At 50.7% G+C, this 14,836-nt stretch carries 16 protein-coding genes; all 16 read right to left on the bottom strand.

Translation table 11 applies throughout. The features are described from left to right. Position 1 precedes the first annotated feature (1 nt). Entirely contained in the window at positions 2–238 is a 237-nt protein-coding gene (locus tag AN477_RS22915) for a hypothetical protein (RefSeq protein WP_054971497.1), read from the bottom strand. Further along, positions 225–1,052 carry a UbiA prenyltransferase family protein gene (locus AN477_RS22910; protein WP_054971496.1) on the bottom strand — a complete coding sequence of 276 codons (828 nt, stop codon included), beginning with the start codon at positions 1,050–1,052 and terminating at the stop codon, positions 225–227. The genes AN477_RS22915 and AN477_RS22910 overlap by 14 nt, the downstream gene beginning before the upstream one ends. Then, complete coding sequence (locus tag AN477_RS22905) at positions 1,033–1,653, bottom strand: GTPase domain-containing protein (protein ID WP_054971495.1); 621 nt, start codon at positions 1,651–1,653, stop codon at positions 1,033–1,035. Before AN477_RS22905 ends, AN477_RS22910 begins: the two co-directional genes overlap by 20 nt. Beyond that, positions 1,650–2,642, bottom strand: a complete 993-nt coding sequence (locus tag AN477_RS22900; protein ID WP_054971494.1) for an AAA family ATPase — start codon at positions 2,640–2,642, stop codon at positions 1,650–1,652. Before AN477_RS22900 ends, AN477_RS22905 begins: the two co-directional genes overlap by 4 nt. A 147-nt stretch (positions 2,643–2,789) precedes the next feature. After that, positions 2,790–4,850: a YcaO-like family protein gene (locus AN477_RS22895; RefSeq protein WP_245631943.1), complete on the bottom strand. Its 2,061-nt coding sequence runs from the start codon at positions 4,848–4,850 to the stop codon at positions 2,790–2,792. Positions 4,851–4,855: 5 nt separating this feature from the next. Continuing rightward, the gene (locus tag AN477_RS22890; RefSeq protein ID WP_054971492.1) at positions 4,856–5,188 is read right to left on the bottom strand and encodes a hypothetical protein; all 333 of its coding nucleotides are present in this window, start codon (positions 5,186–5,188) and stop codon (positions 4,856–4,858) included. A 185-nt stretch (positions 5,189–5,373) separates the two neighbouring features. Next, positions 5,374–7,209 (bottom strand): ABC transporter ATP-binding protein, encoded by a 1,836-nt coding sequence (locus tag AN477_RS22880; protein WP_169787948.1) that lies wholly within the window; start codon positions 7,207–7,209, stop codon positions 5,374–5,376. Positions 7,210–7,255: 46 nt separating this feature from the next. After that, positions 7,256–7,516: a PqqD family protein gene (locus AN477_RS22875; protein ID WP_245631942.1), complete on the bottom strand. Its 261-nt coding sequence runs from the start codon at positions 7,514–7,516 to the stop codon at positions 7,256–7,258. A 67-nt stretch (positions 7,517–7,583) separates the two neighbouring features. Then, on the bottom strand, positions 7,584–8,972 hold the full coding sequence (locus AN477_RS22870; protein WP_054971488.1) for a sugar phosphate nucleotidyltransferase: 1,389 nt from the start codon (positions 8,970–8,972) through the stop codon (positions 7,584–7,586). Next, positions 8,972–9,871: a UTP--glucose-1-phosphate uridylyltransferase GalU gene (gene galU / locus AN477_RS22865; protein WP_054971539.1), complete on the bottom strand. Its 900-nt coding sequence runs from the start codon at positions 9,869–9,871 to the stop codon at positions 8,972–8,974. Before galU ends, AN477_RS22870 begins: the two co-directional genes overlap by 1 nt. Positions 9,872–10,002: 131 nt before the next feature. Beyond that, entirely contained in the window at positions 10,003–10,167 is a 165-nt protein-coding gene (locus AN477_RS24890; RefSeq protein WP_157062138.1) for a hypothetical protein, read from the bottom strand. Positions 10,168–10,237: 70 nt separating this feature from the next. Continuing rightward, positions 10,238–12,127 carry an ABC transporter ATP-binding protein gene (locus AN477_RS22860; protein WP_054971487.1) on the bottom strand — a complete coding sequence of 630 codons (1,890 nt, stop codon included), beginning with the start codon at positions 12,125–12,127 and terminating at the stop codon, positions 10,238–10,240. A gap of 27 nt (positions 12,128–12,154) precedes the next feature. Beyond that, on the bottom strand, positions 12,155–12,550 hold the full coding sequence (locus AN477_RS25990; protein WP_425388205.1) for a signal peptidase I: 396 nt from the start codon (positions 12,548–12,550) through the stop codon (positions 12,155–12,157). Between the two features lie 76 nt (positions 12,551–12,626). Beyond that, a complete protein-coding gene (locus AN477_RS22850) occupies positions 12,627–12,902 on the bottom strand; it encodes a PqqD family protein (protein WP_054971485.1) in 276 nt (91 codons plus the stop codon). Then, positions 12,899–13,690, bottom strand: a complete 792-nt coding sequence (locus tag AN477_RS22845) for a hypothetical protein (protein ID WP_054971484.1) — start codon at positions 13,688–13,690, stop codon at positions 12,899–12,901. Before AN477_RS22845 ends, AN477_RS22850 begins: the two co-directional genes overlap by 4 nt. After that, complete coding sequence (locus tag AN477_RS22840) at positions 13,683–14,789, bottom strand: nucleotidyltransferase domain-containing protein (protein WP_157062137.1); 1,107 nt, start codon at positions 14,787–14,789, stop codon at positions 13,683–13,685. The genes AN477_RS22845 and AN477_RS22840 overlap by 8 nt, the downstream gene beginning before the upstream one ends. Positions 14,790–14,836: the final 47 nt, after the last annotated feature.

The following is a 14,836-nucleotide window of genomic DNA, read 5'->3' as shown; positions in this document are numbered from 1 at the left end:
TTCACTCCAAATTCAACCCTGAGTGAGATGGTTGCCGCCGTCCCCCCTCGTCATACGTTGCATCGCAAATCGGACAGTGCCCCGTCGCCAATACCTGCCTGCGCAGAAACAGCGGCGCCTGCGCTCGGCCAAGCCGACGACCTTGCACCAGCCCATACCGTCGGCCTGTGGCATAACCAATCAACAGGGCCGCCAACACCACGAAAACCAAAAGCATGATCGTCTCAATCGCGCCCATCCGTGTCACCTCCGAGGTATTTGGGATTATCTGCAACCTCATGCTGGGTGGTTATATCGTCTTTCTCTTTGTCCGTGGCCTCGGCATCTGTCGCCTTGTCAGAGAACATCTTTCCGGCACCGCGGTTCCCTCCCGCCTCCATAGCTGTCAGATGCCTGGCATCTGTCATATCGCCAGAGTCAGAAAGGCTACTTGCTTCGGTTTGGCCGAGTCCATTTTCTCCGTGCTGCCACAGGTTTTGCGTGGATAACTCTGACACGGCGGTCACGACGGCAAACGCAAGAAAGCCGAGAATGGTCGTAACGGGCGCCAGAAGTACGGATATCACGAAAGCCAGCAGAATAAGCAGCGTAGCCTCGACGAGCCCGACGCGTCGAGCTAGATTCCTCTGTCCCGTCTGTTCATCGCGGGCGTAATCCACGATGTCATCCAACCAGTCCACCGTCGCTACAAACGCCAAGGCAAACAAACCCTCTCGCCAACCCGTGATGAGAAATGACAAACCAATGGCCGCCAGAGACTCGACAAAAGCAGGTACACGTGTCGGCATCTTCTCCTTCGGCTCCATAAACATCCCGACCGCGTAACTGGAAAAAAACAAGGCTATCGCCAAAGACTTGTCGAACGTGACAGCCAGAAGTGCCGTGACCAGCCCATACGCCAGAACGGATCGCCCGAGCCGAACGGCAAGGGTACGTTCTCCACGACAGATGTCGTACTCGCTGTCCAAGTGGTCATCGAGCAGTTTAATGGCCGATCCGATGAAAATCATCGCCGCAAGCTGCAGCACCCACTCAGGCAAACCGCCAAACATACTGCTTCACCTCCCGGAAGCCGTCGCCGTAGAGCGCCGACACCGGGAAGACACGGTGTTTGGAAAACCGCTTCACCAGTTGTTGATAGCCGGCCTTGGCACCAGGAAGGTCCATCTTGTTGGCAAGGATCAGATACCCGCCATTGCCTTGGCTGTACTCCGCCAGTTGCTCATCGACTGGCTTCCACGCGTGTGACTTCCCCGTCCCCCCCGATTCGCTGCCAAGCTTAGCCGCATCGACAACATGCAATATCACCTGTGCGCCGGTAAGGGCTTCCAGAGTCTGTGCCATCGCTTGGCGAATGTTGGCGTCAGGATGAATCCCCTCTGTCAAACCCGTTGTGTCGGTCAGCAGCAACTGTCGACTGGATTTACCTCGTGGAACGTCAAGTACAATGGTCTGCAGGTCCCGGGTATGATGAGCTTGAGGACTGGACAACAGCTTTTTTGCTTCATCGATCGTTAGGAAACGTTCCTCAGACTTTCCGTCTGTCCGCTCAACAAACATTCGTACTTGACGCAATCCCATGTAATAGGCAAACCGTAGACAGAACAGGGTCTTCCCCACATTGGCGTTTCCAATCACCAGACTGCGTTTCACGGCGAGACCTCCTTCAGGTCGAAGTCTTCGGGGTTCAGGGTCATCGCAGCGGATCGTGTTAATGAATCAATGTCAAACAGCCTAACAGCCTGTCGTCGAACCGCCTTTTCAACGACGTTTCGGACCATCCTCGCGTTGCTGAACGCAGCAGTCTTCGTACTGCCCCCGACTTCAAAGTAGTGCCGCAACTTGGACTCTGCCCCGACACTGAGGGTGTACTGGCGTTCGTTGGCCGTTTGTTTGGCAATCTGCAGCAGCTCATTCACCGTGTAATCCGGGAACGACAGATGAATGGGAAACCGACTCGGCAGCCCAGGGTTGGTCGATAAGAACCAATCCATCTCGCGCTCATACCCCGCGATGATGGCCACAAACTCATTGCGGTGGTCTTCCATCGCCTTGACCAGCGCATCAATGCTCTCCCGGCCAAAGTCCCTCTCCCCGCCACGGGCGAGCGAATACGCTTCATCAATAAACAGCACGCCGCCGAGGGCCTTCTTCACCATCTCTCGCGTCTTTTGGGCTGTGTGGCCGATGTATTCGCCAACGAGATCGGCCCGTTCAACCTCAACAAGATGACCTTTTTCGAGCAGCCCGCAAGCGTGGAACATTTGCGCAAGAAGCCTTGCGACCGTGGTCTTCCCTGTTCCCGGGTTGCCCTTGAACACCATGTGCAGAACAACCGGCTCCACCTTCAGGTGCATCGCGCGCCGCCGTTCCTGCATATAGAGGAGAGCAAACACCTCACGCACGACGGACTTCACGTTCTTTAACCCTACGAGTTCATCCAGTTGCGTAAAGATAGACAAGAGCCTTTCCTTGCTCAGCGCAGTTGGGGCGTTGTCTGATGCCGGTCCCGGCTTCCCTGACAACATGCGCAGTGCCTCAGCAAGTGCGAGCTCGCCATCTTTATATTGGGTGATGATTTGGTTAACCTGGGTCTTTGTTGGTGGGTTTTGCAAGGCAGGATTCTTGGAACCTGCAGGCACTTCAATCACCTCGAGTATGACGGATTAGTCGGTATGTGCGTTAGCCTATGCCGAAACCCGTTACTGGGTGAATGCCCAGGGACAAATTAGGGGACATATCCGATTGAAGTGCATCGTTTCAGACAACTGAGAGCAGAGCAGGCAAACTTATGCGAGAGGGTGGGGATGGGGATTTAAATCATCTAGGGTTAACGTCGTGGATGTATATCCGAGGCGCTTGGGTAATTCGAGAATGCGGGTAAGTCCAACAAAGCGCTCAGATTGATAGCCGAATGTAATCGGTGTCATACCTGGGATGATGGCCTTTACCACATGGAATCCCCCTGCAGAGGCCTCAAGGTTCGTCTGCTTTACCACCAGAACATCGAACCCCAGCCGATGGATGTGTTTTAGGACGTGCTCTAAAATGGTTCCAATGTCCCGTGAGTGTAACCCGAACTTGTCCGAAACCCCAGAAAAAGCTTTATCGATTGGCTCTGCTACCTGCCTGTCTCGGTTCTCAAGAAGGAATTCCCACTTTGAGTACGCCTCTGGGAGTGCCGTGGCAACAACGTGATCGAGAATGGCCCTAATCTTTGATGCGTCCTCAAGCATTGCGAGGCCTTCTTGCCTCCTCCGACCTGTTATTCCTTCCATATGCAAGACCTGGACAGCCAACTCCCGCAATGCACCTTTGACCGCTTCAAAGGCGTTCAAATGGCAACTTGACCCGCAAACTACCTTCGGTGTCAAGTTTCGGTGGTTCACAGCAACTGCCATGATGGCGGGAATCCCCATATCAAAACTGATGTTTAAGAGACGCACTGTATAGCCTCTGCACTCTATGAATTGTACAAGTTTCCGGACGTCTTCTGGAGAATAGTCAGGCAAGTTTACTTCTGGAACACGCAACTTGCCGTACCACATGTTCAAAAGTCCATCTCGTTCCAGGACCTCAAAGATCCCGTGCAAGAGCGCCTCTTCGAAACAACCACCGAGTGCGCACCCACTCGAAGACTCGTTGACAAATCGCTTGGCGTCGCGCGTGGCCCCGTAATACGCGATTTGCTCCGGAACTAAAATCGGCCTCTGCTCACGAGTGGAATAAGCCCACACAAAGGAGTAGTTTTTGGAAGAATGATAGGGTTCAAGGTAAGAATGACCCTGATACATAACATCGCGATGCAGGCCAAAGTTTCTGGGATTCACAGCAAGATCCCGCAAGTAATCATAGGACCCGAAAACAACAGGACGACGATTGCTCGCCGTAATCGAACAGTTTCGTTCCACCGCCTCAAGGATAGCTGTGGAACGAGCCCCAGAGGTGGACATGGCAGACCCGTAGCCTATGTCCTGCCTAGACCGAAGCTGAATCGTAGCGCTGGATCGCACTTGCCCTTCCGAGAGTGTAATATCCTCTAGAACCGAAATAAATCCCACATCCGGGTCCACATAGAGATCCATCAAGTGGTCCGAATGAATATTTCTTACCCGTAAGGCTGCTTCGTTAACCACAGGTTGCGACAAGACATTAAACTTGGCTGTCTCTGGTGCGTCCAACGGCAGTGTGGAGCATCGTGGACACTCGTGACTCGGAACCAGTGTTGTCCACCGAATACCGTGAGCTCGGTGGTAAATTCCAACGCGCCCTACACTCCGAATGTTCCCATCCATTGCTTCCTTGACGCCGCCGTTATGTAAGCTGTCCTCATGCACTATGAGACTTGCTATTCCTTCCGTCTCTTCAAGTAACAGAGTGACTACGTCCTCCACTTCTTCACTCGAAACTGATAACGCTAGCTTCGCTGAACGTTGGTGCCCCACCTGACTGTTAAAAGCATGACGAAGACGTGTTCGCCGGACAGAGTTCTCCCATCTATACTGCATGCACGAGACACACCCCGTATGACCAGGTGCCTCGAAAGGACCCAAGAGCACCACGGGGCCTCTCCCTAATATCGGAAGAATGGGGACCTCGAGTTCTCGACAGGAGTCCAGGACCGATCTCTCAAATTCATCGTCTGGTTCGTCAGTTACCAAGACAACCAGCGTTGGATGAACTCTGCGCAATGTTTCAGACTTCGGGGCTTGTGTCCAAAATATATAGTCCCAAGGTGAATCGTCGCAATCGACATCGTTTGTCACACTTACTGTCTTGTGAATCTGGCCACTTAGGACAGAACCGTTCGTAATAAACACGATTCTTCGTGTCAACGATCCGATGGTCATTGTTGTCACGTAAGATCCCTCCGTCCAAAATGGCTCCCAAACATCACGTACTCACCAGCCAGTCGACGTCGTTGATCCGCACGAGCTGCCTGTCGAACCTGTGTAGCTGCACGACTCTCCGGTTGATGAAGTATAGCTACAGGAGCCTCCAGTGGAAGTGGTATAGCTACATGAGTCTCCTGTGGAATTTGTGTAACTACATGAGTCTCCCGTAGAACTCGTGTAACTGCATGAGTCTCCGGTTGACCAAGTGTAAGTGCATGACCCACCCGTTGACGTCGTATAACTACAGGAATCACCAGTCGATCCACATGAACCCGTGGGCCAGGTGAATCCACATGAACCTCCTGTTGAGCCACATCCAACATTGGAAATTCCCGTCTCAAAGAAGATTTCTCGATAAAATGACACCTTCGGTGTTCGGTATACCCGAGTTCCCATATCTACCCGTCCCCAATCTCTTTTTTGTTCTTAATATAGTAACATTAAATAACTTAACAAAGAACAACAGTGAACAAAAAGACTAAACAAAATCTATCTGGTCGATTTCCATTTTCGATCCGGGGATTTGCAACCGATACAAGTGTTCATAAATTCCACGACGTTCCAGCAAATTCTCGTGTGTGCCATGTTCTGCAATGCGCCCTTGGTCCAACACAAACACGTGGTCAGCGTTACGAACGGTAGTCAAGCGATGGGCAATAACAAACGTGGTTCGGTCTGTCATGAGACGATTCGTTGCTTCGTACACCAAGTGCTCCGATTCCGCATCGAGAGATGATGTCGCCTCGTCCAAAAGCAAAATCGGCGCATCTCGAAGGAAAGCCCGTGCAATAGCGATTCGTTGACGTTGTCCCCCAGATAGATGCAAAGCCGATTCCCCAACCACTGTGTCATATCCTTGTGGTAACGCACAAATGAAATCGTGCGCATTTGCGGCCATTGCTGCTCTTATAACCGCTCGATCCGAAGCTCCTACCATCCCGTATCGGATGTTGTCCCGTACTGTCCCTGTAAACAGAAATGTTTCTTGAGGAACATACGAGATGAGGGAGCGCAGTTGGTCGGGAACAAGCTGTTGAATGGATGTCCCATTGAATCGGATGTCCCCCTCGTCTACGTCATAAAAACCCAGCAATAATTTAAACACTGTACTCTTTCCTGCCCCATTGGCTCCGACGAGAGCTGCGGTTGAACCAGCTGGTACCGAAAAACTGATATCATGAAGAGCACGAATTCCTTGTGGGTACGTAAAAGATACGTGATCAATCTCCACCTCCATCTTGTTTGTCTGACTTGCTGACGTAAGCAGCGGGAGTGACGCGAGCGTCGCATGGTTGTCAGGGTTTCGTTTACAAGGTACCGACTTTGCTTGAGCCTCCATTTCAAAAGACTTCGCCGCTGCTTCGGTTGCCTCATCCATAATGGCCCAGATGCGAGTTGTCGCTGCCATGGCTGCCTGATATCCCCCCAGTTCCTTGGGGGCCCCCATCATCGGTCCAACGAGATACTGAATCAAGGTCATAAACGCAATGAGGTCCCCCATTGAGATGTGACCTGTTGCTACGTAGTAGGCGCCAACACTAAAGCTCAAAAGGAAGGACACAAAGTGCGATAAAGTACCGGCAGCCATCATGCCACCAGCCAGCCGTGAGTTTCGTTGGCCGAGTGAATAAATTTCGCGAGTTTCCCGTTGAAACTTGTCTTTGAATAAGGCTTCGAGTTTAAACGCACGAATGACGTGCAACCCAAGGAGAGATTGATATGTCAGACTTTGCAGGTCGGACACGGATTGGGCGATTTTGAGACTGTTTGCTCGAATCACGCGAGAGGTGATGAGCGAAAAAATGAGCACTGGTGGAATAATGGATATGGCCACTATGGTGAGCTCCGCATTCATCAACACCAGATAAACCAGGGTACCGATGGCCATAATCGTAAGCCGAAAGAAGTGCAACATATGCAAACCGACGGCTGCCCCAATCCGATGAATGTCGTATGTAATTCGAGTGACAACATCCCCTGATTGATAAGCTTCAAGCCGCCCGAGCCTTACCCGAAGGATGTGTGCATACAAGTCGTTCTGTACATCCCTTTCTACGGCTTGAATCACCGTATCCCGAATATAGGACTCCATAAATGTCAACAGCCCGGCCGAGGCCGCGAGGACAACGCCAATGGCAAACATCCATGGAATGGTCACCATGTTATGGTGAAGGGCTGCATTCGTAAAAGATTGCAAAAACCTTGCCAGGCAGAGTGAACTGGCGACATTAAGAAGCATTAGGACAACAAGCCACAGGTATCTCCATTTATGCTTCCATACATACGGAGCCAGGCGGCGCAATGGAATCCACATGTACTCCTTCGAGAAAAGCCTGAAAATATAATCGACGAACTCATGCTTAATCATTTCTCTCCACGAGCCCCATCACTTGCAACTCGTTGAGAAATTGAACCACGTCTGATTCCGCTTGTGCCCGCGATACGTCAAACTCAACCACCACTCGAGAGACGAGTGCATCTATGGTGCAAGGCATCTGCAGTCGCGACCATATGAACGCCGCTACGTCTTCCAGCTTGGTCATCGACATGTTCTCAGGGTCCATCACGAGCCATTCCTCGTCCACTGACACAGACTCAACTTGCGCTCCCCAGCGATACACACAGCTCAAGGACTATCCCTCCAGGACTTGAATTTAAGTTCACTGCTGCCCTGATTTGAGCTCACTGCTACACTGGGACACGGGCACAATGATCCAACACCTCTTCCCACCCCTTAAAGCGGCGCTCAATATCCTCCTCGACCAGTTCCTCTCCCCGTTGGACCTCAATGACCTGCAGTCCAGACAGTGCAAAGATAGCGTGCCACTGGTTCGGATAGATTTTGACAACATCCCCTGCAGAAACCTCTACCACGTTCGTCCCGAGCACAAGCTGTCCTCTCCCTTCAACCACCGTCCAGACCTCCGTGCGCTTACTGTGCCGCTGATAGGTGATATGGCGACCCGGAAGGATATCAATGCACTTGGTCAGAACTTCCGAACCGTCATCAAGCTTCTGGTAATCCAGTACGCGAGATGAGCCCCAACGGCGCTCTTCGCACATGGGGCGGCCGCCGAATCCTTTGATGGCCTCCTTAACGTTGGCAGCGTGTGACTTATCGGCTACGAGAATTCCATCCGGCGTAGAGACAACCATTACGTCCTCTAACCCCATGGCAACGAGCGGAATCCCCAGTTCATTGACGACATGTGTGTTCTTGCAGGACATAGCCGAACCACGCCCAACAAATGACTCGGTCATTTGTTCAGAGAGGGCTCCCCAAGAACCGAGATCGCTCCACATTCCCTGGTAGGAAATTGCCGCGATTCGCTTTGCATTCTCCACGATTTCGTAGTCAAAGCTCCGTTTGGGCAGATCATGAAAGGCAGATTGCAACTCGTGGAATGACGCGGGGTACCCAAGCCGCCGCAGTTCCCGTCGGAGGTACCCAACCGAAAAGGCAAACACACCACAGTTCCAGAGTGCCCCTTCCGCAATCAACTGCTCAGCCAAAGAACTCTTTGGTTTTTCCACAAACGCATTCACATCGTGCCAATACACTTTCCCATCCACCGATGGATTCCCTAGGGACGGTACAGTCCGGATGTAACCAAACTTACTAGTTGGCTCGGTTGGTGTCACACCCATGAGCACCAAATCTGCCTTTGCAGCAACAAGTGCTTTCGGCAGTTGCTGCAAAGTCGTAAAGAAACTTTGATCGACAAACGGATCGACCGGCATCACGACAATGACTTCATTGTCTGCACAAAATTCAACGTCACGAAGGTACATAGATGCGAGCGCAATCGCCGGGAACGTATCTCTTCGGTCCGGTTCTTCAATGATAGACACATTGCCCAACTGGTGCTCAATCATCTCGTGTTGAGCCCTCGAGGCACAGATATAGGCATTCTCTTTCAATCCTGCTTCGTCGAGTTGCGACCACACCCGCTGCAACATTGACACAGGACGACCGTCTGCGTCGCGCAACACCTTTAGAAACTGTTTCGAACGGCTGTCGTTAGACATTGGCCACAGCCGTTTTCCTGCGCCACCCGACAACAAGACAAGTTTCATCAGTCTGCCCCCTGGCTCACAGCAACTTGTTCCTGACCGATGAGCCGCATCATCAGTTCATTGACAGCGCCTCGAAGCTCTGGGACTTGGAGCGCAAGCTCAAGTGTTGCTTCAATAAAGCCAAACTTCTCACCGACATCGCATCGGCGTCCGATGAATTCCAGCGCCATAATCCCCTCAGCGCTGTTGAGTTCAACAAGGGCATCCGTAAGTTGAATCTCGCCCCCTGCTCCAATTTTTCCGTGTTCAAGAAACTCGAACACCTTCGGTGTCAACACGTAACGCCCGGTAATCGCGAGTGTAGACGGTGCCTTCTCTACAGCCGGTTTTTCCACAAGTCCTCGAACCCGAGAGAGGTGCGCATCGAGCGGGAACGGATCGACCACGCCATACCGATGAACCTGACTCCTCGGTACGTTTTGTACAGCAATCGTGGACATTCCGTATTGTTGGTACACATCCATCAATTGCTTCAGACAGGGTGTCTCACTTCGCACAATGTCATCGCCAAGAAGCACCGCAAAAGGCTCATCGCCGATGAACCTTCTGGCACACCAGACTGCGTGACCCAACCCCAGTGGCTCACGCTGACGAATGTAGTGGATATGAGCCATGCCAGCAATCTGTCGTGTCTCGTCAAGCAGATCGTACTTCTTTTTACTCAGCAGCAGTTCCTCCAGCTCCACGGAACGGTCAAAGTGGTCCTCAATGGCCCGCTTGCCCTTCCCCGTCACAATAATGATGTCTTCAATTCCGGAGGCCACGGCCTCTTCGACGATGTACTGAATCGTCGGCTTGTCCACGATAGGCAACATCTCTTTTGGCATTGCCTTTGTCGCCGGCAGAAATCTCGTACCTAAACCGGCTGCTGGAATGACTGCTTTTCGGACTTTTTTCATGAGCATGACCCAATTCCCCCTGAAGTTTGTTTGTTCTTTTTAACGAACAAAATGACATGGAGATAGCAATAAGACTATGATGACAGCTCTGAATGGAGCTGCCATCACAACAGGATTTCCGACAGCGCTGATTAGTCTTTGGGATTGGATGTGTGACAGAGTCCCAGGCCGTGGTCATGGTCATGACCGTGAATGTCGTCTCCCTGACCATTATCGTCACACCCGGAAACGTGCGTTTCAAACTGCAGGTTGGTGTGACTCAGAATGCATGGTGCGAGATAGGGTTTGCTTCTCATCAATATTCCTCCTCGTCGTGAGGTTTAACACCTGTCTCCTCCGCAAAACCTATGATAACAGTGCTGTTCTTTAAATGGAACAATGTTTTCTGAGTATTTCAGTTTCTAGATAGTGATACAACCAACTTACGCCTTTGCCCTTTGATGACCTGAATGCAGAGCGTTCGACTGCAGGTGATGTAAGCGAGAATACAACCCCCCCCCTCGACAAAAGGTCGTAATGGGATCCCATCTCTACAATCTCTCCTTCGTTCATAACCGCAATCACATCCGCATGTTGTATTGTCGACAAGCGGTGGGCGATGACCAGAGTCGTTCTCGACTGCATGAGCCGCGATAACGCATCTTGTACCAAGGACTCTGATTCGCTGTCAAGTGCACTCGTCGCCTCGTCAAGAAGAAGCAGTGGTGCGTCCTTTAGTAGTGCTCTAGCGATAGCGATCCGCTGTTTTTGCCCCCCTGACAGTTGAACGCCGTGTTCTCCGACCTGGGTTTCGTATCCTTGCGGGAGCGAGAGCACATAGTCATGAATGTTCGCCCGTTTCGCTGCACGGACCACGTCCAGGTCTGAAGCCACGAGGCTGCCAAGCAAGATATTTTCACGGACGGTTCCGCTAAACAGGTATGGCTCCTGTTGCACATAGGCGATAGAGTCGCGAATATCTGAAGCCTGCAACACCCCGTACGGCTGATGATTCATCAATATCTCTCCGGTCGCGGGATTGTAGAAACGCATAATCAACTGAAACAGTGTACTCTTCCCTGCCCCGCTTGGTCCCACAAGAGCAACGACTTTTCCAGCCGGCACCGACAAGGTTACTTGGCGAACAGCATCTCTGACGCCATTATAACTAAACGAAACGTTCCGAAGTTCAAGTGTGTACGCCAGACCAAGAGCACTTGGCTCCTTTTCCCTCAGTGGCCCTGAATCGCTCGAGAGAGTCGTCTCCGCAGGTTGTTGGAGAACCTCCCACAACCGTTCAGCTGCTGCCATGGAACGCTGCAGACCGCCAAACTGTTGCGCCATCCCCGTGAACGGCGAAATGAGGTGGTTCATCAAACTGATGAAAGCCAATAAGGAACCCGCCGTCATCACACCACTCGCGACATCATAGGCCCCCATTCCAATGCACCAGAGCAGTGCAGCAGCTCCAGCCACCTGTGCTCCAATGCGAAAACCACCGCCCAGCCGTGCAGCACTGGTTTGTAGAGCGAGCAGTTTTTCCATCTCTCCTTCGTATTTGTCGCTGAAGAATTTCTGTAATCCAAATGCACGAACCAGCGCGTGACCCGCTAAAATCTCGGTAACCAGTCCTGAAATTTTCCCCAACTGGTTTTGAACTTTCCGCCCATTAATACGGATGTATCTGCTGAAAATCGTCGCAGACACAAGCGCAATGGGTCCAAAGCATAGTAAAACCAATGACAGTTTTGCGTTCATACCAAACAGGTATACAAACGCGGCACCTGCAGTAAGTGGTAAGCGGATGATGTTGACGAGGTTCGTGCCAATGGCTCCTACGGCGACGTCTGTGTCATTATTGAGTCTGGACATCAGGTCCCCTGATTGATGACGATTGTAAAAGGATTGCGGCAGACAGGTTAAGTGCGTCCAAAGGGCCGTCTTGAGATCCTTTCTAACCTTGTTCATCGTGACCGTCCGAACGTATGTATTTAGAAAATTGACTGTCACGCTGACGAAATAAAACCCAATTCCAAATCCAACCATCCACCTGATGCCGGCTACATTGTGAGTGACCGCATCTTGTACAAGGTTTTTCAAGAACCATGCATACGCCAATGTCGTGGTCACGCTCAATACAAGAGTACAGAGCAAAAACAAATACGCTCCCCAGTACCGCTTTGCGTATGGCAAAAAGAACTTGTAATAGCGTACGCTGTCACGAAACGACGGTACGGCCTTCCCTGACCAGCGTGCGATGACTCTCGTAAACTGCATCGGACGACTACTCCCTGATTGAAAGAGTTATGACCTGGTTTTCAGCGTTTGCAATCGCGTCCTCCATATCTGCTGTTGGATGACAGTCCAACGAAAAGCACGCGAAACCAGCGGTATCCGCAACACCGCCCACGACCATAAACGTCGAATGTGGCTATCTAAATAAATCGCCTTTTGCCTACGCTGTACGACGACGAGTCTGGCCAGAACATTTCCGAAGGGAATCGGTGGATCAGGATAACGGTTTGTATCCCCCTTACAAAGGTACAAAACCTCCTGCTGTTCATGGATTATCTGGACTACCCTGTGACCCACAAGGTTGTCGTCAACACTGCGGTACAAAATGACGTCACCCTCGCTGAGTCCATTTGGTTCGACAGCCTTGAAAAGACACTTATCGCCAGCTTTAATGAACGGGTACATGCTGACCCCATGGGACGTAAGCTGGACACATCCAAACTGTTGCAGGCGCCTCTTAAGCAACCTTGTTACACCAAAATTAGTCGTCGCTGACAATGACATCGACCTGCTCTAATTGCGAAAGGAATGCCTCTACGTCCGTCTGTGCCTGAAGCCGATTTACGCCGAATTTCTCCGTGACAGTGTCAACAATCAGATTCACATCTTGGCCTTTCTGCAACAGAGACCAGATAAAGCCCCCTGTTTCGTTTAACTTCGTGACGGTGTTGTGTTCAGCGTGCAAAATCACCCATTGTCCTTCCATTTCTATTGCCTCGACATTCTCATTCCAACGATAGTACTGAGTCAAATTCATGAAATCGCCTCCCAAAAAGTATTGTTTTTCTGAAAATGAAGGTCATATATCGGAACTTTTTGAGCCAACTGCTCATACATCCTGAGAATTGCTTTCGTTTGGTCCTTGTCATAGGCCCAATAGAAGACCTTGTCCATCAACTGAATCACCCCGTGTGTGCCCCCAGTCCGTTCCCGACTGACGTGAGGTGACTGATGAATCAGATGCACCGCTGCCAGCGGAACTCCCTCGCGGATAAATTCTGGTTGAGTGTCACTGCGAAAGGGCGAATCGTACACGGTGACCTCGTCGCCCGTCACTTTCACGATAGTGGCTTCGTCAGAAAGCAAAGGCCTCGGATGAGAGAGCCTAGCAATGGTGGATTTTCCCGCTCCACTTCTCCCTGAAAATATGTAGGCGTTTCCGCCTTCAATCACACATGAGGAATGAATCAAAAGTCCCCACTTGTTGTGAACAATAAAGGCACTGTAAAGATTCATCAAAGCGTGTTTCAATGCGAACATGTCATATACATGCAACTCAGCGGTGCGATACGCCTTATCCACCTTGAGCTTATAGTCGACACGGTCAAAAACGACCCTATCGCCAGTTGCCGAAATTTGCACCTCAAAGCTCTCAAACGGCTTTCCGTACGCATCGTGAATTGTTACTGTCAGGTCGGGGCGTACATAGTCGCTGCCATGTCTGACATCCATATCAAACGTTTGCCTGAGCCAGTTTAGCACTTCTTCTGAGTTCGTCTTGAAATGCAGCAAGTGCTCCGCAATCTTACTTCCTGCTTCAAACATGTAACTCATTCTCCTCTGATGTTTTGTTACTTGGGTACACAGTTCTTGCTAAATGAATCAGACGTTGTCGATAGAACCGTCGATAAACATTTGTGGACGTTACCCCTGGGTCACTGCGTAAATGCCAGAGAGCCACTTCACGCATTGGCCACAACCATTCCTTCGCGACACGGAATCTCAACCCCCACGAATCGGGGGTCAATACACGAGCATTCAACACCGCTCTGTCCAACCATTTACTGTTCGAAATCCTGTAAGGCAGTGGCTTACACTGATGAAGGGACGGAAACTCATTGTATACGATATTCAGAACTGCCTTGACCCGTCTCAAGGTCTTATCTCGCTTGCCAACTTCCAGAAGACGGTCAAAATCGATTTCTGTTCCGCGGGTGTAGATGAGATGCGCCACGTCAAGAAGATACTTTAGGGACTCTAACTTATGATTCGCACCGTGTAAGCAAATCGAGTAAAACGTATCTTGAAGGGTTAATTCCTTAATGTACTCATACCCTTCGAATGAAGTGGCATTCTGCCAGAACCTATCCCACTCTGGTATAGCCGTATTCTCATGAACCAAGGACCAGTGTAGTTCTATATAAAGAACAACACCACCGGGATAAATCGGCTTTGTCATGACGCAATGAAAGTGTATCGGATTAAACTCATACGGCCCAGTGAACCCTAACAAACGTAAGCACTCGATGGCTCTCGTCAATGTATCCCGTGTCACGAGAATATCGATGTCAGAAGTCGGTCGGGACGTAAAACTACCAAAATAACGTTCTGCAAACACTACACCCTTTAGGGGTATAGCATAAATCCCGTTTTGCTCAAGCGCCGCAAACACTTGTTGCTGATAAAATCGTATATACAGATTTTGTCCTGCCGTTTTGCGGTACAAATGCTGTAGTGCTTCGACAAAGTCCTTCGGAATGCTGTCGATCTTTTGACTTTGTCTTAATATAGACAAAACCTGAGGTGCCACATGCTCCAGCTCAATCTCTGTCAGACATTGTCGATAAAACTCGTCAGAACCGAAACAGGTGGAATCTGCGTATATCCAGTCTATAAACTGTGTAAGCATACGTCGGCTTGTCACTTCACTCTCTACCCGTATTTGATCTACCCAGAAGCATAGATTTCTGA

The sequence above is a fragment of the Paenalicyclobacillus ferrooxydans genome, assembly GCF_001399675.1.
Lineage (GTDB): Bacteria > Bacillota > Bacilli > Alicyclobacillales > Alicyclobacillaceae > Alicyclobacillus_B > Alicyclobacillus_B ferrooxydans.
The sequence above is the reverse complement of the archived record's forward strand: the minus strand, read 5'-3'. Positions and strand labels throughout refer to the sequence as shown.